This window comes from Bradyrhizobium jicamae (assembly GCF_001440395.1).
Classification (GTDB): Bacteria; Pseudomonadota; Alphaproteobacteria; order Rhizobiales; family Xanthobacteraceae; genus Bradyrhizobium; species Bradyrhizobium jicamae.
The window spans coordinates 22,652-43,019 of record NZ_LLXZ01000159.1 but is presented as its reverse complement, the minus strand read 5'-3'; the positions used below and the strand labels follow the sequence as shown (position 1 = coordinate 43,019).

Below are 20,368 nucleotides of genomic sequence, written 5' to 3'. Positions count from 1 at the left end.
CATCGCGATCTCTCTCAGGCGAATTCGGCATCCGGCTCATTTATGAATGAAAGTGTCGCTAGCTCTTCCGAATTCGCTGATCGTCTGCAACAGCTCCTGTTGCAACACCGTGCAAAGATTGCGGGTTACCTCATAGCCGACCTTAGTTGAATTATACCTCGTTTCTATCTGTAGGTGGCCGGCTTGATATCCGACACTGAACCAGAACAGGTAATTCACGCCCGCTTCATCCATGTCTTTGCCGATCCAGAGCAGAGAAGGTTCCTTGGCTAGGAAATGGCGTGCAAAATTGCGCTGCAAACCCACTCGATAATTCAATCCAATTCTGGGTAAGGGCAGGCGATCGATCCGGCTCCGCACGGCTGGATCTCGGTTCAGGAATTTCATGGCCCGAAAGCCAATTCCCCTGCGTGGCAGGGCATTGCGCTGGCGGAATATTGAACGAGCACGATCCGGACGGGCCTCCGTTTCTGTGAGTCTCAAAGGAAGCGGAACGATCTCGCTGATAACGCCGATGATCTGAGATGGATCGAAATCGTCAAACAGCCGACCTCGGGTCGAGGTAAGGCTATCAATCCAGAGTGAATAGTTGCCGAAAACACGTCCAAAGGCGCCGGATAGCGCGGCAACAAAAACGTCAAAGTCCTGACAATGCGCCCATCGAGCTGCAATATTGAGGAGATCAGCCGTCGCTTCTTTGTCAATCTCCAGGTAGTGTTTGGCCTGATCTTCCCAGAGGGAACGGCAATTGGCTTCATCCATGCGACCTTCAAGGCGTGCATAATGAAGCTCTCTCGCGGTCACCTCTGAAAAGCTCGCGGCGCTCGGTGACGTGTCACTGATGTTAAATTTGAACTCATGGTAGTTAATCCTCTCCCAAAATTTGAGTTCGGCTGGTGCTTCGCTGTTCGCGTAGTGCTCAAGGCGGTTCAACCATGGAGAGAGCATTTGTACATTCTCGCCATCACCCACGGCGTGGCCTGAGGCAAGGGAGTAGTACGCCGCATCCAATGCTTCCAGGAACAGTCGATAGCCTATTCCGTCCGCTACAAAATGATGTAACAAGACCAGTAGATAGTAATCGCCGTTTTCCGATGTGCAGAACGCCGTGACTTTAACAAGAGGCATCTGGCCGTCAAACCGAAACATATGTTGACGTGTTGTTGAGATGCTCTCGATTGCCTTGCGCTGCTGTAGGCCGCTCATCCCGACAAGGTCGATCTCCTCCACGAGGCGTTCGGCCACGGAAGGTCCGATTGACGAAAGTAGACCATCGTCGGTTCGGGCAATACGGAGTCTGAGGCCATCGTGCCTATCCATGACATGGGCAAGGGCGCGCTCCAATATTGTGATTTTCAGGGCGCCCGCCGGCAAGAAGAACAGATCGCCGATGTTGAAATGCTCATCGAAGCCGGCAAGGCGGTTCCAAGAAGAGATTGCGGGGGTAAGTGGCAATGAGCCATCCAAGGAAGGGAAGGACGTAACCGCCGCTTCGTCTGCCGCCAAGTCCCTGATAGTCGGTGTCTGATAGATTTGGTGAACAGTGAAATTCAGCCCGGCTTTGCGTGCCAACGTGACGCAGCGCACGCTCAGAAGAGAGTCTCCGCCGATATCGAAGAAGCTCTGATCGATTCCGACCCACTTGGCGCCTAATAGATCCTGCCAGATCCCAGCAAGAATGCGCTCCTTCCTCGTGCGGGGCTCAGCAGATGGAACAAGCCCGACCTCGCGGTAAGGAACGGACGACAGGCGAGCACGATCTATCTTTCCGCTCGCCGTAAGGGGGATACTGTCAACCCAACGGAAGGCGGCGGGAATCATGTAGGACGGCAATGTGTGGCGCAGGTGGATGACAATGTCTTCAGAGCTTAGACTGTCGCGAGTCGAAACCACGCTAGCGATCAAGCGACGATGGTCATCCATGCCTTCTGCTACGACCGCGGCCTTCTTGATCGCTGGATGAGATTCAAGGGCTGCTTCGACCTCCTCCAGCTCGATGCGAAACCCCCGTACTTTGATCTGGTTGTCCGATCGGCTGCAAATCTCGAGAAGGCCGCTGGTTGAGATGCGTGCGATATCGCCACTTCGATAAAGAACGTTGTATTGTCCGTCATCATACGGATTTGGCACAAAGCAGCGGTCGGTCCGATCTTGATCTCGCCAGTACCCAGCACTCACGCAGCGTCCCGCGATGCAGAGTTCGCCGGCGGCTCCGACAGGGACTCTCTTCAACTGGGCATCGAGCACGTAGAGTTTGACGTTATCGATTGGGCGCCCAATGGGGACGAGCGACGAGCCGTCGCAGGCATCCGATGTTTCGTAGACTGCTGCATTGGATGCACATTCCGTAGCACCATAGAAGTTCCACAACGGCACGTCCGGGAAATACGCACGCCAGCGAACGGGGAGCCAGGAAGGCATCGGTTCGGCGCTACTTGTGACCAACCGCAAGGCGGTCGGTCGCGGGTGCCGTTCTTGGGAAGCAATGATGCCCGACAGGAGTGGCGGCGAGGCAAATAAGTGTGTCGCGCGATGTCTCGCCAACGTGCACAACAACAGATCTGGATCCAGCAACTGCTCTTGGGTCAGGATCAGCGCGGGCACACCTCTCAGAAGCCCTCCAAAGTACTCCCAAGCGGACGCAACGAGTGATGCGGATTTTTGGACAACCATCACGTCGGTACTGTCGAAGGGAAAGCTTCGCCACATCCAGTTCAGCCGATTGAGAACTGCCGATTCCGGTATAAGAACCCCCTTCGCCTTCCCGGTTGAGGACGACGTGTATATAAGGCTCGCAATTCCCGGATCTGATGGTTTGTTGCTACACTCGAGATCGTGCGAAGGCGCGCCGTACCCTTCTAGGGTCAATAGACAAATCGACGGCATGTCAAAGCCAAGGTCAGTGGTATTTTCGTGAACCAAAAGCTTTGCCTGACTATCTCGCAGGATATGTTCGATCCGATCACGCGGATAATCCGGCGATATAGGGACAACGATGGACTGCAAGGCTCGCGCCGCAAGAATAACAGCGGTCACGTCAGGCGACCGGTCGACCAACATGGCGACCGTATCGCCAGCGCCCACGTCAGAAGCCCGCAGCAACGACCTAACAGCTGTTACGCGCTCACGCAGCTGGCCGAATGTTACCTCACCGAAATCACCAAAGTATGCCAGCTGGTTCCGCTTAGAGACGCTAATTTGCTCGAACGCTTCGACAAGCGGACATTCAGTCTCATATGGTGGCGCCGAGCCATCTAGCGACTCCAGTATGGCGACGTCTGAGGCGCTTAGACAGCTCAGATCTTCAATGGGCGCAAGTGGGTTCTCAACGCAGGCCGCAATCAGACAGCGCAGATTGTCAGCCATGCGGACAATCAGATCGCTGGAAAATATGTTTTCCGAATATGCTAGCTGGAGGGCAATGTTATCGCCCTGATCTTGTGCGTACAATGTCAGATCGAATTTGACATGGCCGGTGTCGTATTCCCGAAATGTCAGGTCCAACTCATGCTGGCGAACTGGGTCCGCGGCCTCAGAGTACATGTTGAACATGACTTGGAAGATCGGTGATCGCCCCGTTTCGCGATGGAGCCGGGTATCCCTCACCATCCAGCCGAACGGATATGCCGAATTTGCGATGGCGTCGCTGACCAGGTCCTGGACGTGCAAGGCATGAACCGCAAAGGACTGGCCTACATTGATCGCAGTGCGGATTGGCAGCATGTTCAGGAAAAAGCCAACGATGTCGGCGCTGCCAGGTTGATCCCGTACGACGTGCGGTATGCCAACGATAATATCGTCCTGACCGCTATACATCCGCAGCAGCAGCTTGAAGCATGCGAGGAGTGTTGTCGACGTGGTGCACCTATGTCGGCGCGCAACCCCCCGTACCTGATCCGAGAGCTCGCTGCCAAGCAGCACCGCATGCGAGGCGCCGCGGTAGGAATCTGTCTGCGGCCGCGCTCGTTCCGTTCCAAGCGAAAGCACCGGCGGATCATCACCAATCTGACGACGCCAATAGCTACGTTGGTTGGCCAGCGCCTCTGGAGTAACGTGTTCGTTTTCCCAGACCGCGTAGGTCGAGAGTGACGCGCGGCTCTCTGGCAAAAACGCCGCGGCATCGGCGTATCTTTGTCGAAGGTCCCTGAGCAGAACAGAGATCGACCAGGCATCGATAATAATCTCGTGAGCGGTGATCAGTATGAGATGATTATCAGGGCCAAGACGGATCATGCGCGCGCGAAACAGGTGGCCTTGGCTGAGATCAAAGCTGCCGTTCAGCTCTGTTCGCCGTAACTGTGCAATCAGTTCCTCACTTTCCTGCGTCCTGAGATGAGATGCATCAGCCAATTCAAGACTTGCGCATTGCGGAGCATCAAAAAGCTGAACCGGACCGTCCTCGTCGATAAAGCGCGCCGAAAGTGCCTGATGGGAATGAACGACATCGGTCCAGGCGCGATTGAACTCGGCCAGATCGATGATGCCCCTTATTTGCAGGCCGCCTTGAATGATGTAGTTCCTGGCAGACGGATCGAGCTGCGAGAGAAACCATAGGTGCTCCTGAACTCGCGTCAGAGGCGATCGCGTAAGCGTTCCGTACGTCGGGGCTGTACAGAGTTTGGATTCGACTCGGGCCGCCGAGATCGAAGCCGCAAGAGATCGGATCGTTCCATTCAGGACCAGCCTGAAATCCGTTCTCACTCCGAGCTGGGTCTGCACCTGGCCCAATATGAGCATTGCCCGGAGCGAGTCTCCGCCCAGGCTTATGAACTGGTCATTCACGCCAATGTTTTCAACACGCAGAACGCGGGACCAAATCTGGCACAACTGGGCTTCGAGCTCTGTTTGCGGCTCCTCGAATGGCGTCGACAATTGAGGGCGAACACTGGCCGGGTCCGGCAATGCTCCAAAGTCGACCTTTCCGTTTCTGGTCAGTGGAATACCGCCGACGTGGATAATCCTCTCTGGGAGCATGTAGGCGGGAAGCGCTTCGGCAAGAAAGTTCTGAAGCTCACCTTCCGCAACTTCAGCCGGAGCTGACACATACGCAATGAGGCGTCTCGATCCAGTTCCCCCCTCGGCCCTGGTTATGTCTCTCGCCGTAAGCTTTACGCCTGCGCACACGGAGGCGACCGCGACGGCGCCACGTACCAAATGATGAGCGGAGAGGCGGGCCTCGATTTCTCCCAGCTCAATTCTGTGCCCGCGGATTTTGACCTGACGGTCCCGTCGACCTAGACATTCCAAGAGTCCATCGGAACGAACGCGTCCGAGATCACCTGTCCTGTATAGGCGCCGGAACGACGGATCGGTTGAGAACGGGTTTGGCCGAAAAGCATCCCTGGTGCGGACATCGTCATTGACGTAACCAGCAGCGACACCAACGCCGCTAACACAGATTTCGCCGACCTCTCCCGTGTTGCAAAGCCGCGGTCCGTCGGCGACATAAACCTCAAGGTTAGGAATCGGCTTGCCGATCGGCACATAAGCGTCAGCCAGCGCAGGCGGTACGGAAACCAGATAATGCGTAACACCGTCCGCGCACTCGGTTGGCCCGTAGTGGTTGAGAATGGGGACCCGGGGATATAAGGCAAGCCACGCGCGCGCCAGTCCGGGTGTTAGAGGTTCGCCGACCGTAGAAATAAACCGCAAACTGTCCAGAGCTCGCTCAGCGGCCGCAAGCGATTTCAGATATTCAACAAATATTGCAAGCATCGATGGAACGAACTGAACAATCCTCACGCCGTATCCTTGAATCGCGTTGAGAAGGGATACTGGGGATTTCAGTGTTACATCGTCAATGATCGCGATACAGCCTCCGACGCAAAGCCCCGCTAGAAGCTGCCACAGCGAGATGTCAAAGCAGTGCGATGCTGTCTGCGCAATGCAATCGGTCCGAGTGAGAGTGAGGGCATCAATCTTTGCCGCCAAATGATTGTTTAGGGCTGCGTGCGCGATCATTGCGCCCTTAGGCTGGCCCGTCGAACCAGACGTAAACAGAATGTAGGCGATTCCGTTCTCGCTCGATATTGGCAAGATAGGCGAAGCCTGGCCCTCGCGCAGCGCCGCCTCTATCGCCATGAATTGCACAGTGCCTTTGCTGCTCGCCTGGAACTGGCTGAGCGGATCCAGCTTGTCGGAGCCGATAATCAGAGCGCAGCGACTCTGCTCGATCATGAATGCTGTGCGCGAAGACGGTAGCGATGGATCGAGCGGCAGGTAGGTTGATCCGGCCTTCAAAATTGCGACGACAGTCGTCGCCCAGTCGAGGTTCCGTTCACCCCAATAGCCGACGACCGCGCCCTGAGCGCCATGGTCTCGTAACGTCCCTGCGAGTGCATCCGATCTTAATCGCAGCGCCCCGTAGGTAAGTTCATCAGCGCCGTACCTTAGCGCAACCCTCTCTGGATCCGATCTGGCAAGGCGATCAATCGCCGCGATCACGTCGATCGGTTGACGTTCCACAAACTGATTTTCGCTGGGTCGATTTTCCGTAGGCATAAGCCCCCCATTCATCGCCTTGTGCGGTCCTTAGATCAGAAAATTGTTGAGAGCCCGTCGCGCCCGATGCAATTGCTCTGCCCCAGTGAAGTGAGCAACAGACGTGCCAACTTTTGGCAAAGAGACAGATTCGTAAGCTTTGCAGGCCGGGCGGGTTCGACTCGCGTGTTAGTGTCTGGCCCCGAACATAGGTCGTCTTCAACCGAACGCGGGCATGTCAGGTAACTGCCGAGCAATCTTGCTGGTGTGAACAGCTCGCCGTCTGTGCCCAAAAAGTGAATATGGTCGAGCCAGATGGCGCGAGCCACCCTCCCGCTATGCCCACTCGACCATATCGCTCCAATCTCGCCTCTTCATGGCGGCACCGGTGGGCCACCTTTTATGAGTGGACACAGCGGGGTAGCGTCGAGGTATCGTTTTGAGCTGTCACTGGCTCCACGCTCGCCCCGAGCTCGAAAACGGCTGCACCCTCGATCTATGGACGACGTGCCGACTCGTGGAGAGTTTCTTGCGGTGCTTGGCGCGAAAAGATGAGGTGCGCCGTCGGCTCCGAACGATGGCACCCGTCCGACTGAGGGCAATAGTCTATGCGGTTCCGCAGTTGGCACGTGTTTTGAACAAGAGATCTAATCCAGAACCGCTCAATGGGAGATGAGGTGATACCTCATAAGATCGTTGCCTACCTGCGACCTCTACGTGCGACGCTTCCTAACGTGCTCGGTCGTGCCGAGAACCCGGTTCAAGCGCCGCCATCGCACGATGTTCGTATCGAGCGCGTGCTATGGCTTCTTCGCACTTGCAAACTCGAAACGTCCTTGCGTTGTTTCTTTCGAGGCTGTTGCAGGCTGCCGAACGGTGTCGACGGCAAGAAAGTCGAAGCTTCCCTTAGGAAGGGCAGGCTCCAGATGACGCTCCAGACCCAGGAAGCACAGAAGCTCACCAGGAAGATCCAGGTCAAGGATCACCCACTGAGGAGCCTTCGTCGACGGCAGCCTTCTGAGGCAGGAGGACAGCCCGGAACGAAAACCAAATGCATCTGACGAAACCTCTGTCGGTGCAATCCACTCTGCTCTCGTTCAGAGGCACTGTCCTGTGCTCTACCCTTGTAACTTTTACGCCCAAATAGAGACTCGGAAACGACATCATGACAGCGGAGGCGGACATCGAATCTGCGCACGCAAAGATTCGGGAAAGCACCGTCTGGACAATGGTGCTCGGCTTTGCCGCCGATCCACTGATGCGTTGGAGTTGGCCTGATCCAAGGCAATATCTTAGGAGCATGCCTCAGTTCATTAACGCCTGTGGCGGACGAGCATTCGAGCATGGCACAGCATACGTGACGGAAGGGATTCGCGCCGCGGCCCTGTGGCTGCCTCCCAGCGTGCAGCAAGATGAGGAAGCTCTGGATGCAATTATGGCGCAGTCCCTGCGCCCGGAGATCACCGAAGACATGGCAGACCTACGGCAGGGAATGGCCGAACATCGTCCCCCTGAGCCACATTGGTATCTGCCTCTCATTGCCGCAGATCCGAACTGGGTCGGACAAGGGCTTGGCACATTGCTGATGAAATACGCTCTTCAACGATGTGATGAGGAGGGCATCGCCGCCTACCTCGAAAGTTCGAATCCAGAAAACATCCCCTTTTACCAACGTCACGGCTTCAAGATCATTGGTGAAATACAACACGGTTCTTCGCCGCCGCTCACGCCAATGTTGCGGACGGCTTAGTGAGCGGAATTCGGAGAATCTTCGCACGCTGCAGCTCAAGTTTGTTGTTCCAGACGCCCGACTGCTGATCGTACTGGAGACGGGCGAAATTCTCGAGAACCGGCGCCATCAGCGATGGCTTCATCGCAGCGTATGCACGCGCGCGCAGCGTTGCCACGGGGCGTCCGTGCACGATGATCTGGGCGCCGACATCGGTTTCCGGCTTCAGCAAGACCGGATTCATATCGGTATGTGGCTCGACACCTGCGGCCTACGCCTGCAATGCCTGCGCGCGTCCGATTTCGCCGCCGTCGACCGTCACGGCGGCGTTGTTCGACATGTTCTGCGGCTTGAACGGCAGCACCCGATTGCCGCGCCGGGTCGCAGCGCGGGCAAGGCCGGCCACGATGAGCGACTTGCCCACGTCCGAACCCGCTCCCTGGAATCATCAATGCGCCCGCCATCGAATCGAATCCCGATTGCTTTGGTCAGAACTCAACGCCGGGCTGAGCCTTGATGCCGGATCGGAAGGGATGCTTCACGAGCGTCATCTCCGTGACAAGGTCCGCAGCGTCGATCAATTCCTGCTTGGCATTGCGTCCGGTGAGGACGACATGCGTCATTGGCGGCTTTGAATTGTTCAGGAACTCGACGACCGCTCCGATCTCCAGATAGTCGTAGCGAAGCGCAATGTTGATCTCGTCGAGAACCACCATGCGCAAGGCTTCATCAGCGATCAGCTGCTTGGCCTTTTCCTATGCGGTGCGGGCAGCGGCGATGTCGCGGGTGTGGTCCTGCGTTTCCCAGGCAAAACCTTCCCCCATCGCATGGAATTGGCACAGTTCGTCAAAATGTCCGGTGAGCAGGCGGCGCTCGCCAGTGTCCCATACACCCTTGATGAACTGCGCGACGGCGCAGTGAAAACCATGCGCGAGGCACCGCATGATCATGCCGGAGGCCGAGGAAGATTTTCCCTTGCCCGACTCGGTGTGGACAATGATGAGTCCCTTCTCTCCACTCTTGCTGGACATCATCCGGTCGCGCGCGGCCTTCTTCTTCGCCATTTTTGCCGAATGGCGGGCATCCAATGCGAATTCGGAGATCGCGGTTTCGTCCTCAGCGGCATCAGATCCGGAAGTCATCTGCACGTCCCTTTGGCTTGACAAGTTGCACGCTTGGGCAAATGGTGGGGTGGCGTTGGTTCCTGTCCTACGACAGGCGAAGAGGGAATGCGACAGGGTTCTAGCCTCGAAGCTTGAGTCTGAAGCGCAGCCGCCCCCGCGACCGTGACCGGAGAGATCTCCAAGAGCCACTGACCCTTTAGGGGTTGGGAAGGTGGAGATCGAAGGAAGAACCTGCTCCGCAAGCCGGGAGACCTGCCAGCGCACCGATTGACCACCGGCGGACGGGGTGTTCCGCGACGGGGAGCGAACCTGTGTGTCATTGGTTCGCGTACCTCATCGCCTCCGCCAAAATTTTCTAAGAAGGGGCGATGACCGTCACGCTTCACGTCTGCATCACCTGCCGTGCCGACCAGGCCGTAAGGGAAGGCGAAACCACACCAGGCGCGTGTCTGCACAGCGCTATCCTCGAGGCTGGCGTGCCGGAGGGCGTCAGCGTCGTTCCTATCGAATGCCTGTCGGCCTGCAGCCAAGGCTGCTCGATTGCGCTCTCTGGGCTTCGGCGCTGGTCCTACGTTTACGGTCGCTTGTCCGACGCCAATGCGTCGGATGTGGTTGCCGGGGCTGCGGCCTACGCGGCGGCGCTAGATGGCATTGTGCCGTGGCGCAGCCGGCCGGAGATCTTCCGCGACCTCGCGCGCGCCTGGGGGGCGCCGGAGAACGATCCCGCCTGCAGTGACGGCGAATTTCATTTCGCAGCAATCCAGCGTGGCAAGGCGATCATCGCCGTTCCGCCCGAGCGCGGTGATGTCACCAATCATGACGTCGAGTATCACGATCTCTCGCGCACGCCTCGCCACGTCTATGTCGCGTTCTATCTCTGGCTCAGGCAGCAAGAGGTCGATGCGGTCGTCCACATGGGTACGCATGGAACACTGGAGTGGCTGCCCGGCAAATCCGTCGCCCTGTCGGCCTCCTGCTGGCCGGAAGCGCTGATTGGCGCCATGCCGGTGGTCTATCCCTTCATCCTTAACGATCCCGGTGAGGCAGTGCAAGCCAAGCGGCGCATCAGCGCGGTCACGATCGGCCATTGGCCGCCGCCGCTGGCGCAGGCCGCATTGCCCGAAGGCTTGCGTCCGCTCGAGCAACTGCTTGATGAGTATTCGACGGCTGATGGTCTCGATCTCGCGCGCCGCCAGCGTCTGATTGTGGCGATCCGCGATGAAGCGCGTGCCGCGGGCCTGGAAGACAATCTCGGCCTCGGCGCCTCGGCTGCGCCGGCGGAGGCCATTCCTCGGATCGATCGCTTCGTCTGCGATCTTAAGGAGAGCCAGTTCGGCGATGGCCTGCATGTGTTCGGCCGTGGGGATTGCGGTGAGGCGGAGAAGAGCGCGCTGCTTGACGCGCTCTCGGGTGGGCGCATTGCTCCGGGCCCGGCAGGCTCGCCGCATCGCAGGCGGTGCGATGTGCTGCCCACTGAACGCAATCTGTTCACCGTCGACCCCCGCGCGGTTCCTACGCGCTTGGCGCATGCGCAAGGGATCAAGCTCGCCGAGGAATTGCTGCGCCGTCATCTACAGGATCACGGCGACTGGCCGAAGGGACTGCTGGTTAATCTCTGGGGATCATCGACCATGCGCACCGCAGGCGAGGATTATGCGATGGCCCTGCACCTTGCAGGCATCGCACCGCGCTGGGATCATGGGTCAGGTCGGGTCTCCGGTTATGAGATCATCGCGCCAGCCGCTCTTGGCCGGCCGCTCATCGATGTGACGCTGCGCGTGTCGGGGCTGTTCCGCGACGTCTTTTCAACTCTTGCGCAACTGTTCGCGGCGGCGGCCGAAGCGCTTTCTGAACGCGACGAGGAAGGCGATGAAAATCCCTATCGCCATCGTGCGGCGCGCGTGTTCGGGCCGCGGCCGGGGCAGTATGGTGTCGGTATGGCATCGATGCCGGATGTACTCACGCAAGCATCGCAACATGCGGCCGGCGAAGCCTGGCTTTCCGCTTCATCGTGGGCGTTCGCACCCGACGGCACGATCAGGCCTGATCGCGCAGGTATTGAGGCAAGGCTCGTCGCCGCCGATGCCTTCGTCCATGCGCAAGACCTGCCGGAAACCGACCTGCTATTAGCCGCAGACTATGCCGTACACGAGGCGGGCGCTGCGGCCGCGGCGGCGCGCCTGGGCATGGCCGCCCCATCGCTCTATCACCTCGATGCCACGCGCCCGGATCAGCCGCATGCACGCTCGTTGACCGAGGCGATATCGCGAATCGCACGTTCGCGCGCCGCCAATCCGAAATGGATCGCCGGCATGATGCGCCACGGCGTTCGAGGGGCGGCCGAGATAGTGGCGACACTTGAACACATGGCCGCTTTCGCCCATCTCGCGCAGGCCGTGCCTCCGCATCTGTTCGATCTCTATTATGACGCGACGGTTGGCAACGACGACGTTCGCACTTTCATGGCACGCGAGAACCCGGCGGCGCTCCTGGCGATCGAATCCTGCTTCACCCGTCTGCATGAAGCTGCGCTCTGGCGGACGAGACGCAATTCGATTGCGGCCGCGCTGCGGGAGGCCTCATGAGCGGGGGGGCGATCAAGGGCTGGTGTCCCGGCGCCTTGCGGCCGATGCTGTCGGGCGACGGGCTCGTGGTTCGGATCCGGCCATATCGTGGCCGGCTTGATGCGAACCAGGCGGCAGGAATTGCGGCGCTGGCCAAGCGCTACGGCAATGGGCTGATCGATCTGACCAGCCGGGGCAACCTGCAAATCAGGGGTGTCGGCGATGAAGGTCATCGACTCCTGATCGAGGAGCTCTCGCGGCTGCGTCTGACCGACCCGGATCCGGAGTCGGAGGCGCGCCGCAATGTCCTGGTCACACCGTTCTGGAGCGCAAGTGACGATACCTGTTTGCTAGCAGCAGAACTTGAACAAGGGCTTGCGATGGGACCGCCCGGCCTGCCGACCAAATTCGGCTTCGCTGTCGATTGCGGTATGGAGCGCGCGCTTGCCAGCGCCTCCGCCGATATCCGCATCGAGCGCAGTCTAGCGGGAGAGCTGATCGTGCGTGCCGACGGCGCCGAACATGGTCATCCCGTCACGCGGAGAGACGCCGTGAAGGTTGCGCTCGCGCTTGCCGAATGGTTCGTCACCTCCGGCGGCACCAGAGGCGGGCGAGGGCGGATGGCAGCGTACATCCAGAATGGCGCAAAATTGCCAGACGCGCTTCGCGGACACGTTCAGCCGGCTCGAATGATCGCCGAGCCGCGTCCGCGACTCTATTCGCAAGGCGCGATGGTCGGCGCCGCATTTGGGCAGATGACATATGAGGCGCTCTCCGATGTGGCTAGATGCTCGCCAGGATTACGAATGACGCCGTGGCGCATGATCCTGGCGGAAGATTTGCGTGAAATGCCCGCCTGCGAGGGCCTCATCACGCGAGCTGACGATCCGACTCTGCGCGCTGTCGCCTGCAGTGGTGCGCCCGCCTGTCGCGAGGCGCAGGCCGATACCCGCGCATTTGCGGCGGCGCTTGCGCCGCACATTGCTGCCGATTCCCGACTTCATGTCTCCGGCTGTGCCAAAGGTTGTGCCCATTCCGGCCCGGCTTCGATCACTCTCGTTGCGACCGGAGAAGGATTCGATCTCGTCCGCGGCGGCTCGACACGTGAGGCGCCGGCCTTACGTGGACTGAGCGCCAGCCGCATGATCGCAGATCCTTCCGTTCTTACGGGAGAGCGCTGATGCCGCACGTCTATGAGACCAATGGCGCAGCGATCTACCGTCAGTCCTTCGCCACCATTCGTGCCGAGGCGGACCTTGAGCGCTTTTCGGCCGACGAGGAGCCGGTGGTCGTGCGCATGATCCATGCGGCGGGTATGGTGGGTCTCGAATCCTGCATCCGCTTTACGTCCGGCATGGCGCGCATCGCGCAGGCCGCGCTGCAGAACGGCGCGCCTATCCTTTGTGACACGCGCATGGTGTCGGAGGGAATTACGCGCGCGCGCCTACCGGCCGGCAACGCAATCATCTGTACACTCGACGATCCCGCGGTTCCCTCGCTCGCGCAATCCATGCGCAATACCCGCTCAGCCGCAGCGCTGGAACTGTGGCGGCCACATCTTGAGGGCGCGATCGTTGTCATCGGCAATGCACCGACCGCGCTGTTTCATCTCCTCAACATGCTGGAGGATCGCAACTGTCCAAAGCCGGTGGCGATTATCGGTTGTCCGGTCGGCTTTGTCGGCGCGGCTGAAGCCAAGGCCGCGTTGATGGCCGATCCGCCCGCGCCGGCGCTGACTGTCGAGGGACGCCTTGGCGGCTCGGCGATCACGGTTGCCGCCTTGAATGCGCTGGCAAGCCGGAGCGAATAGCCATGGGGCGTATCATCTGTTGCGGCCTCGGGCCGGGCAATCCGGACCTGATGAGCGTGCGGGCGGATCGTGAGGTTCGCGCGGCCAAGCACATCGCCTATTTCCGAAAGAAAGGACGACCCGGCCTGGCCCGCCGCATCGTCGAGGGGCTACTGGCAAAGGACATCTGCGAATATCCGATGGAATATCCCGTCACCACCGAGATCGCGTTCGATAGTCCGGAATATGTGCGCCTCCTTGCCGGCTTCTATGACGAATGGGCGGAACATCTTGCGCGGCTCGCCCGCGCTGTCGACATCGTCGTACTCTGCGAGGGCGATCCCTACTTCTATGGTTCCTTCATGCACCTCCACGCGCGTCTCAAGGGACAAGTCGAGATCGAGGTGATCGCGGGCATTCCCGGCATGGCCGGCTGCTGGAATTCCGTCGGCCGGCCGATCGCACTTGGCGACGATGTGATGACGGTGGTGATGGGCACGCTGGCAGAGGAAAAGCTCGAACGGCGCGTGCGCAATTCCGATGCGCTCGTCATTATGAAGACCGGGCGCAACCTGAAAAAGGTGCGCCGTGCCCTCCAAGCCGCTGGCCGTCTTGGCGACGCATGGTTGATCGAACGCGGCACCATGCCGGGCGAGCGCGTCGTGCGGTTGAAGGATGTGGACGAAACCGACTGTCCCTATTTCGCGATCGTGCTAGTGCATGGGCAGGGGCGGCGAATGGAGGCCGCCGAATGACCGGCACGTTGACCATCGCGGGACTTGGGCCGGGCGACGAAGCGCTGGTCACGCCGGAAGTTTCCGCCGCGCTCGTCGATGCGACCGACGTAGTGGGCTATGCACCCTATGTCGCGCGCGTGAAGCTGCGTGAAGGACTCACGCTGCATCCATCAGACAATCGCATGGAGGTGCAGCGCGCAAACGACGCCTTGCGGCTGGCATCAGAAGGATGTCGCGTCATCATGGTTTCCTCTGGCGATCCGGGAGTATTCGCCATGGCCTCCGCCGTGTTCGAAGCGCTCGAAGCCGCACCGCAATGGCAGGGGATTGCAATCCGCGTGCTGCCCGGCGTGACCGCGATGATGGCTGCGGCTGCGCGCGCCGGCGCGCCGCTCGGCCACGATTTTTGCGCGATCAATCTCTCAGACAATCTGAAGCCGTGGTCTATGATCGAGAAACGCCTCCGGCTTGCCGCCGAGGCCGACTTCGCGATCGCAATGTACAACCCGCGCTCAGTGAGCCGGCCCGAGGGCTTTGGACGCGCGCTCTCAGTTCTGAAGGAGGCGAGCTGCGGCGAACGCCTGGTGATCTTCGCGCACGCTGTCACTACGCCTGAGGAGCGCATTGAAACGGTGATGCTGCACGAGGCGCGGCCAGAAATGGCCGACATGAGAACCGTTGTCATTGTCGGCAATTCGGCGACACGTCGCGTCGGTTCCTGGGTCTATGCGCCGAGGCACGCCCGATGACCGAGCCATTGCATCACCTTGGCCACGCTTTCCACTCGCAGTCTTGCGGGCAATTCTGGCCGCGAGACCATGACAACGGGGAGGCCAAACCCGCGCGCGGCATCGATCTTGGCACGTGCGCCCATTCCCCCGGAATTGCGGGCAACGATCCATTCGATGCCGCGCGAGCAAATCATCTCCAATTCGCCAGCAAAGTTGAATGGTCCGCGCGACACGATGACATCGGCATGGGGAAACGGCAGCGGTCCCTCGGCAGCATCAACAAACCTCAAAGTGTAGACGTGCTGCGGCTTGGTGCTGAAGGCTTTGATATGCTGCCGGCCGATCGCAAGAAGCACCCGGGCGGGATTCTTCGGCAACGCCGCGACAGCGGAGGTGATATCCGCGACCTCGATCCAATTGTCGCCGGGCACTTTTACCCAGGGCTCGCGCTCGAGCGCGATCAGCGGTGTCCTGGTCGCCTCGCACGCTGCAACCGCGTTGCGGCTCATCTCGGCCGCGAAGGGATGGGTCGCGTCCACAAGATGCGTTATTCCTTCCCGACGAATGTACTCGGCAAGGCCGCTCGCGCCGCCAAACCCGCCGACGCGGGTTGGCAGCGATTGGCCGGTCGGAGCTCGCGTCCGTCCGGCATACGAATAGATCGCGTCGAGTCCGGCGCGCGCGGCAGCATCCGCAAACAGATTAGCATCGCTCGTTCCGCCCAGAATGAGGGCGCGCATGGATAATCCCTGGTTGACCATTATCGGCATTGGCGAAGATGGCCTTGTCGGCCTCTCGGAAGCAAGCCGAAAGGCGCTTGGGGAGGCCGAGACCGTGTTCGGCGGCGAACGGCATCTAGCCCTGGCAGACATCACCGGCCGCGGTCGTCGCTGGCCAATGCCCTTCGATGTGGACTGCGTGCTGGTATGCCGGGGCCGTCCGACGGCGGTGCTCGCCTCGGGCGATCCGTTCTGGCACGGTGTCGGCAGCAACTTCGCGGAGCGGCTGAGCAAAAGCGAATGGATCGCGCATCCCGCTCCCTCGACATTCTCTCTTGCCGCGGCGCGGCTCGGCTGGCGGCTCGAATCTGTCGTTTGTCTCGGACTTCACGCGGCGCCGTTCGAACGCCTGGTGCCGCATCTCGCACACGAAGCTCGCATCATCTGTCTCGTGCGCGACTGCAAGGCAGCCGGCGATCTTGCCAACTGGCTGACGGTGCGCGGCTGGGGCGCGTCACGGCTGTGGATTCTCGCTTCGCTCGGTGGCTCGCGCGAAGCCGTGACGCAGTATCGTGCCGACAGCTACGCCGCCGATTCCGGTGTGAGTCCCGTGGCAGTTGCGCTCGAAGCCAATGGACCGGACGGAGTTCCGCGCAGCTCCGGCCTTTCAGACGCGCTCTTCGTGCATGACGGCCAGATCACCAAGCGGCCGATGCGCGCGCTCGCGCTTTCGGCGTTGGCGCCGAGGCCCGGTGAAAGATTGTGGGACATCGGCGCGGGCTCCGGTTCGGTATCCATAGAATGGGCTCTCTGCGGTGGTACGGCGATCGCAATTGAGGCGCGGGCCGATCGTGCTGTAAACATCCGCAGCAACGCCGCGACCTTCGGCCTGACGCATCAGATCACCGTGATCGAAGGAGCGGCACCTCAGATCCTTTCAGGCCTTGAGACCCCGCAAGCCGTCTTCATCGGCGGTGGGTTCGACGCCGCGATGTTCGATGCCGTCTGGTCGCGCATCGAGGCAGGAACGCGGATGGTTGCGCACGCAGTTACGCTTGAGACAGAAGCTCTGCTTTCGGACCTACATCAACGCCACGGCGGCGAGCTGATGCGGGTCGAGATCGCGCATGCCGGTCACCTCGGCCGCTACCGTTCCTGGGAAGTGGCGCGGCCGGTCGTGCAATGGAGTGCGATGAAGTGAAGGTCGCAGGTTTTGGATTCAGGCGGGAGGTCACGCTTGCTTCGCTGCGGGATGCGCTCGACGCGGCGGGAGGTTCTGACGGTCTCGCTGCAGTCGCCACCGCCAGCGACAAGGCCGAAACCGCTGCGCTCAAAGCGCTGGCGTGTGAACTAAATGTGCCGGTCAGGCCCGTTCTGGCCGATGTCCTGGCTGGCACCGTCACGCCCACACAGTCCGAATTCATCAAGGCGAAGTTCGGCACCGGCTCCGTCGCTGAAGCTGCGGCGCTGGCCGTAGCCGGCCGTGGCTCGCGCCTTGTTTCGAAGCGGGCCGTTTCGCAAGATCGAACGGCGACCGCAGCGATCGCGGAAAGGGACGGCGAATGACAGTGCACTTCATCGGCGCCGGACCGGGCGCAGCCGATCTGCTCACCTTGCGCGGACGCGATCTCATCGCCGCCTGTCCGGTCTGCCTCTATGCCGGCTCGCTCGTGCCCGAGGGAATTCTCGCATTTTGCCCAAAGGATGCGCGCATCGTCAACACTGCGCCACTTTCGCTCGACGAGATCATATCGGAGCTAATCACCGCTCAGTGTGAGGGCAAGGACGTCGCACGGCTGCATTCTGGAGATCTGTCAATCTGGTCGGCGATGGGTGAGCAATTGCGCCGGCTGCGTGCGCTGCAAATTCCCTATTCAATCACGCCAGGCGTGCCCGCCTTTTCCGCCGCCGCGGCGGCGCTCGCAGCCGAGCTCACGCTGCCGGGTCTCGCGCAATCCGTCGTGCTGACGCGAATGCCGGGCAGGGCGAGCGCGCTGCCGGCCGGCGAAGAACTCGCCGCCTTTGCGGCCACCGGTGCGGTCCTCGCAATCCATCTTTCGATCCATCAGCTTCCCAAGGTGATTGATGAGCTGACCCCGTACTATGGAGCAGACTGCCCGATCGCAATCGTGTGGCGTGCGAGCTGGCCAGACCAGCGGATCATTCGCGCCACGCTCGGTACGCTGGACTCTGCTGTCAGCACCGAGCTCGAGCGCACGGCCGTCATTCTGGTCGGTCGCACACTGGGTTCGGAAGATTTTGTAGAAAGCCGCCTTTATGCTGCTGACTATGACCGCCGCTATCGGCCGCTCGGGCCGACGCCGCGCTTTCCGGAAGGCTCGTGATGGTGGCGAGCCTAGTCATCTCCGCGCCTGCATACGGGTGTCGGCAAGACGACGCTGACGCCGGCTTTGGCACGCGCCTATCGCGATCGCAGGCCTTGACCTATGCCAACGACGCACATCACGAGATGACAGGATTGCTCGGCCTGGAAACGAGCTTTGCCCAACGTCGCATGCATCTGGGCTACCGGCTTGCAGAGCTTGCCGTGCCAATGCCTGGGCATCAGGCCGGTGCGCGTCTGCGCGGCCACAAATTCCATAACTCCACGATTGTCTCTCAGCCCGATACACCCTTGGCTATCGTGCGCGACGCGACCGGCGCGCTCGTTGCGGAGACCGGCTCGCGGCGCGGGTACGCCACTGGCACGTTCCACCTCATTGCGGAGAACAGGTGAGCGGCTTTGTTTCCATTGTCTCGGCTGATCCAGGCGACCCCGAGCTCCTGACGCTCAAGGCGGCCGCGCGTCTGGGCGCCGCTGATGTCGTGCTCTATGACGACCTTGCCTCGGGCGCGATCCTCGATTACGCGTGCCCCGGGGCCACTCTGGTGGCGGTTGGCAAGCGTGCGGGCCGTCCCTCGGTCAAACAGGAGCATGTCAACCGGCTGCGCATCCACTACGCCGCCGAAAGTGCCCCCGTCGTTCGCTTGAAATCGGGGGACGCCGGCATCTTCGGCCGGCTTGAAGAGGAGATCGAGGCGCTGCGCGCGGCAGCCGTCAGCTACGAGATCATTCCCGGCGTTACCCCGGCCTGTGTTGCGGCACCGCGCTGCGGCATTCCACTGACCCGCCGGGATACCTCGCGCCGCGTCCAGTTCGTGACCGGCGCTGATGTCACCGTGCAGTTGCCCGCGAATCTCAATTGGGCGGTGCTCGCCGATCAGGAATCAACGACCGTGGTCTATATGGGCAAGCGAACATTTCCGGCGCCCGTGGCAAGGCTGATCGAGCACGGCGTGGCCCCCGATACGCCGTCGCTGTTTGCCGAGTCCCCTCGGCGGCGCCGAAGAGCGGCTTGTCCGTACGACGATTGCGAAGCTCGCAGAGCAGCTCGCGGAACCCGACGGCGCAACGACGCCGGCGGTCATTCTTTTCGGCGCGCTGGCAGGAGAGACTCCCATGATGATGCCGTCGCCCGATCTCGCGAGCCCCTTGACGCGGCCTTGTCGGAAGGAGCACACAGTGCAGGCATGGTGCTCGAAGCGGCGCAAAGCGCCGGAGCATAATCGGGGAACGGGGAAGGACGGACCCAATTGCGGCGCCCGAAGCCCCGGCCGCCCCCGCGACTGTAAGCGGTGAGGGGCTCCGATCCGCTACTGAGCCGTCAGGTTCGGGAAGGCCGGAGACCCGTTTGAACCGCGAGCCAGGAGACCGGCCTTGCACCTTTAACACCAACACCGTCGGGTGGGACGGCAGAAGGGACGTAGATCATGCATATCGAACCAGGTATCGTTACGGGCGCCAAGCTCGTGCTGGGTTTCACGACTGGTGCCGTCGCCGGTGGCTGCGCGTTGAAGCTTGCGGCAGAGACCGTGCGCGAGCAGGGGATCGTTTCATTCGCGGTGCGCACCGTCGCAACAACGGTCCTGGTCTTCTCATACTTCGAACTCCTGCCGCATTTCCGAGTCGGGGTCTCTGAGGTACATTTCATTCTCGGCTCGACGCTGTTCCTCTTGTTCGGTGCAGCGCCAGCCGCGTTCGGGCTGGCGCTTGGTCTTCTGCTTCAGGGACTGTTCTTCGCACCGACCGACCTGCCACAATATGGCATGAACGTGACCACGCTGCTTGTGCCGCTGATTGCGATCCGGGCGCTGGCCGGGCGGATCATTCCCCGCAACACCGCCTATGTTGACCTGCAGTATCGCCAAGCGCTTGCGCTTTCGACGGCCTATCAATCCGGCATCGTGATGTGGGTCGCTTTCTGGGCGCTGTATGGTGCTGGCTTTTCGGCCGAGAACCTCAATTCCATCGCCTCTTTCGCCGCTTCCTACGCGGTCGTCGTGTTCATCGAACCGCTGGCTGATCTGGCCGTGCTTGCACTGGCGAAATCGCTGCGTGGCGTGACAGCGGACGGCCTCGTCACCTACCGCCTGCACAACGCCACATAGGATTTAGCGAGGGCGGTCGCAGGTAGCGGCCGCCCTTCGCATAAAT

General features: G+C 60.7%; 13 protein-coding genes, 4 pseudogenes and 2 riboswitches. Of the genes and pseudogenes, 13 read left to right on the top strand and 4 right to left on the bottom strand.

Annotated features, from left to right (window positions below; all coding sequences use genetic code 11):
- Nucleotides 1-36: 36 nt before the first annotated feature.
- The gene (locus tag CQ12_RS26080) at nucleotides 37-6,501 is read right to left on the bottom strand and encodes a non-ribosomal peptide synthetase (RefSeq protein ID WP_057838201.1); all 6,465 of its coding nucleotides are present in this window, start codon (nucleotides 6,499-6,501) and stop codon (nucleotides 37-39) included.
- 644 nt (nucleotides 6,502-7,145) lie between these two features.
- Here CQ12_RS26080 and CQ12_RS47770 point away from each other — a divergent pair.
- Nucleotides 7,146-7,541, top strand: coding sequence for an Hsp20 family protein (locus CQ12_RS47770; protein ID WP_083519489.1), 396 nt, complete (start codon nucleotides 7,146-7,148; stop codon nucleotides 7,539-7,541).
- A 104-nt stretch (nucleotides 7,542-7,645) separates the two neighbouring features.
- The gene (locus CQ12_RS26075) at nucleotides 7,646-8,230 is read left to right on the top strand and encodes a GNAT family N-acetyltransferase (protein ID WP_057838154.1); all 585 of its coding nucleotides are present in this window, start codon (nucleotides 7,646-7,648) and stop codon (nucleotides 8,228-8,230) included.
- 73 nt (nucleotides 8,231-8,303) lie between these two features.
- On the opposite strand, the pseudogene CQ12_RS42745 reads toward CQ12_RS26075, so the two are convergent.
- Both CQ12_RS42745 and cobO read right to left on the bottom strand, forming a co-directional pair.
- Nucleotides 8,304-8,673, bottom strand: a pseudogene (locus CQ12_RS42745) (nucleotide-binding protein); the annotation flags it as partial.
- Between the two features lie 24 nt (nucleotides 8,674-8,697).
- Nucleotides 8,698-9,351: pseudogene (gene cobO, locus CQ12_RS26065) on the bottom strand (cob(I)yrinic acid a,c-diamide adenosyltransferase).
- Between the two features lie 39 nt (nucleotides 9,352-9,390).
- Nucleotides 9,391-9,607: riboswitch (cobalamin riboswitch) on the top strand.
- Between the two features lie 94 nt (nucleotides 9,608-9,701).
- Here cobO and CQ12_RS26060 point away from each other — a divergent pair.
- From CQ12_RS26060 to cobJ, 5 genes are read left to right on the top strand one after another with little or no spacing between them, the layout of a single operon-like run.
- Nucleotides 9,702-11,918, top strand: a complete 2,217-nt coding sequence (locus CQ12_RS26060) for a cobaltochelatase subunit CobN (RefSeq protein WP_157088511.1) — start codon at nucleotides 9,702-9,704, stop codon at nucleotides 11,916-11,918.
- The gene (cobG, locus tag CQ12_RS26055; RefSeq protein WP_057838152.1) at nucleotides 11,915-13,078 is read left to right on the top strand and encodes a precorrin-3B synthase; all 1,164 of its coding nucleotides are present in this window, start codon (nucleotides 11,915-11,917) and stop codon (nucleotides 13,076-13,078) included. Before CQ12_RS26060 ends, cobG begins: the two co-directional genes overlap by 4 nt.
- Nucleotides 13,078-13,707 carry a precorrin-8X methylmutase gene (locus CQ12_RS26050; protein ID WP_057838151.1) on the top strand — a complete coding sequence of 210 codons (630 nt, stop codon included), beginning with the start codon at nucleotides 13,078-13,080 and terminating at the stop codon, nucleotides 13,705-13,707. The genes cobG and CQ12_RS26050 overlap by 1 nt, the downstream gene beginning before the upstream one ends.
- Before the next feature lie 2 nt (nucleotides 13,708-13,709).
- Nucleotides 13,710-14,441, top strand: a complete 732-nt coding sequence (locus CQ12_RS26045) for a precorrin-2 C(20)-methyltransferase (RefSeq protein WP_057838150.1) — start codon at nucleotides 13,710-13,712, stop codon at nucleotides 14,439-14,441.
- A complete protein-coding gene (gene cobJ, locus CQ12_RS26040; protein ID WP_057838149.1) occupies nucleotides 14,438-15,172 on the top strand; it encodes a precorrin-3B C(17)-methyltransferase in 735 nt (244 codons plus the stop codon). Before CQ12_RS26045 ends, cobJ begins: the two co-directional genes overlap by 4 nt.
- On the opposite strand, the gene CQ12_RS26035 is transcribed toward cobJ, so the two are convergent.
- Nucleotides 15,148-15,894 carry a cobalt-precorrin-6A reductase gene (locus CQ12_RS26035; RefSeq protein WP_057838148.1) on the bottom strand — a complete coding sequence of 249 codons (747 nt, stop codon included), beginning with the start codon at nucleotides 15,892-15,894 and terminating at the stop codon, nucleotides 15,148-15,150. The genes cobJ and CQ12_RS26035 overlap by 25 nt on opposite strands.
- Here CQ12_RS26035 and CQ12_RS26030 point away from each other — a divergent pair.
- From CQ12_RS26030 to CQ12_RS26005, 6 genes and pseudogenes are all read left to right on the top strand, one after another.
- A complete protein-coding gene (locus CQ12_RS26030; RefSeq protein WP_057838147.1) occupies nucleotides 15,893-17,074 on the top strand; it encodes a bifunctional cobalt-precorrin-7 (C(5))-methyltransferase/cobalt-precorrin-6B (C(15))-methyltransferase in 1,182 nt (393 codons plus the stop codon). The genes CQ12_RS26035 and CQ12_RS26030 overlap by 2 nt on opposite strands.
- A complete protein-coding gene (locus tag CQ12_RS26025; protein ID WP_057838146.1) occupies nucleotides 17,071-17,439 on the top strand; it encodes a cobalamin biosynthesis protein in 369 nt (122 codons plus the stop codon). Before CQ12_RS26030 ends, CQ12_RS26025 begins: the two co-directional genes overlap by 4 nt.
- A complete protein-coding gene (gene cobM, locus CQ12_RS26020) occupies nucleotides 17,436-18,218 on the top strand; it encodes a precorrin-4 C(11)-methyltransferase (RefSeq protein WP_057838145.1) in 783 nt (260 codons plus the stop codon). The genes CQ12_RS26025 and cobM overlap by 4 nt, the downstream gene beginning before the upstream one ends.
- 92 nt (nucleotides 18,219-18,310) lie before the next feature.
- Nucleotides 18,311-18,610 (top strand): annotated as a pseudogene (locus CQ12_RS26015) (cobyrinate a,c-diamide synthase); the annotation flags it as partial.
- Nucleotides 18,607-19,333, top strand: a pseudogene (gene cobA, locus CQ12_RS26010) (uroporphyrinogen-III C-methyltransferase); the annotation flags it as partial. The pseudogenes CQ12_RS26015 and cobA, both read left to right, overlap by 4 nt.
- Nucleotides 19,334-19,388: 55 nt before the next feature.
- Nucleotides 19,389-19,608, top strand: a riboswitch (cobalamin riboswitch).
- Between the two features lie 36 nt (nucleotides 19,609-19,644).
- Nucleotides 19,645-20,322, top strand: a complete 678-nt coding sequence (locus tag CQ12_RS26005; protein WP_057838143.1) for an energy-coupling factor ABC transporter permease — start codon at nucleotides 19,645-19,647, stop codon at nucleotides 20,320-20,322.
- The last annotated feature ends 46 nt before the right edge of the window (nucleotides 20,323-20,368 follow it).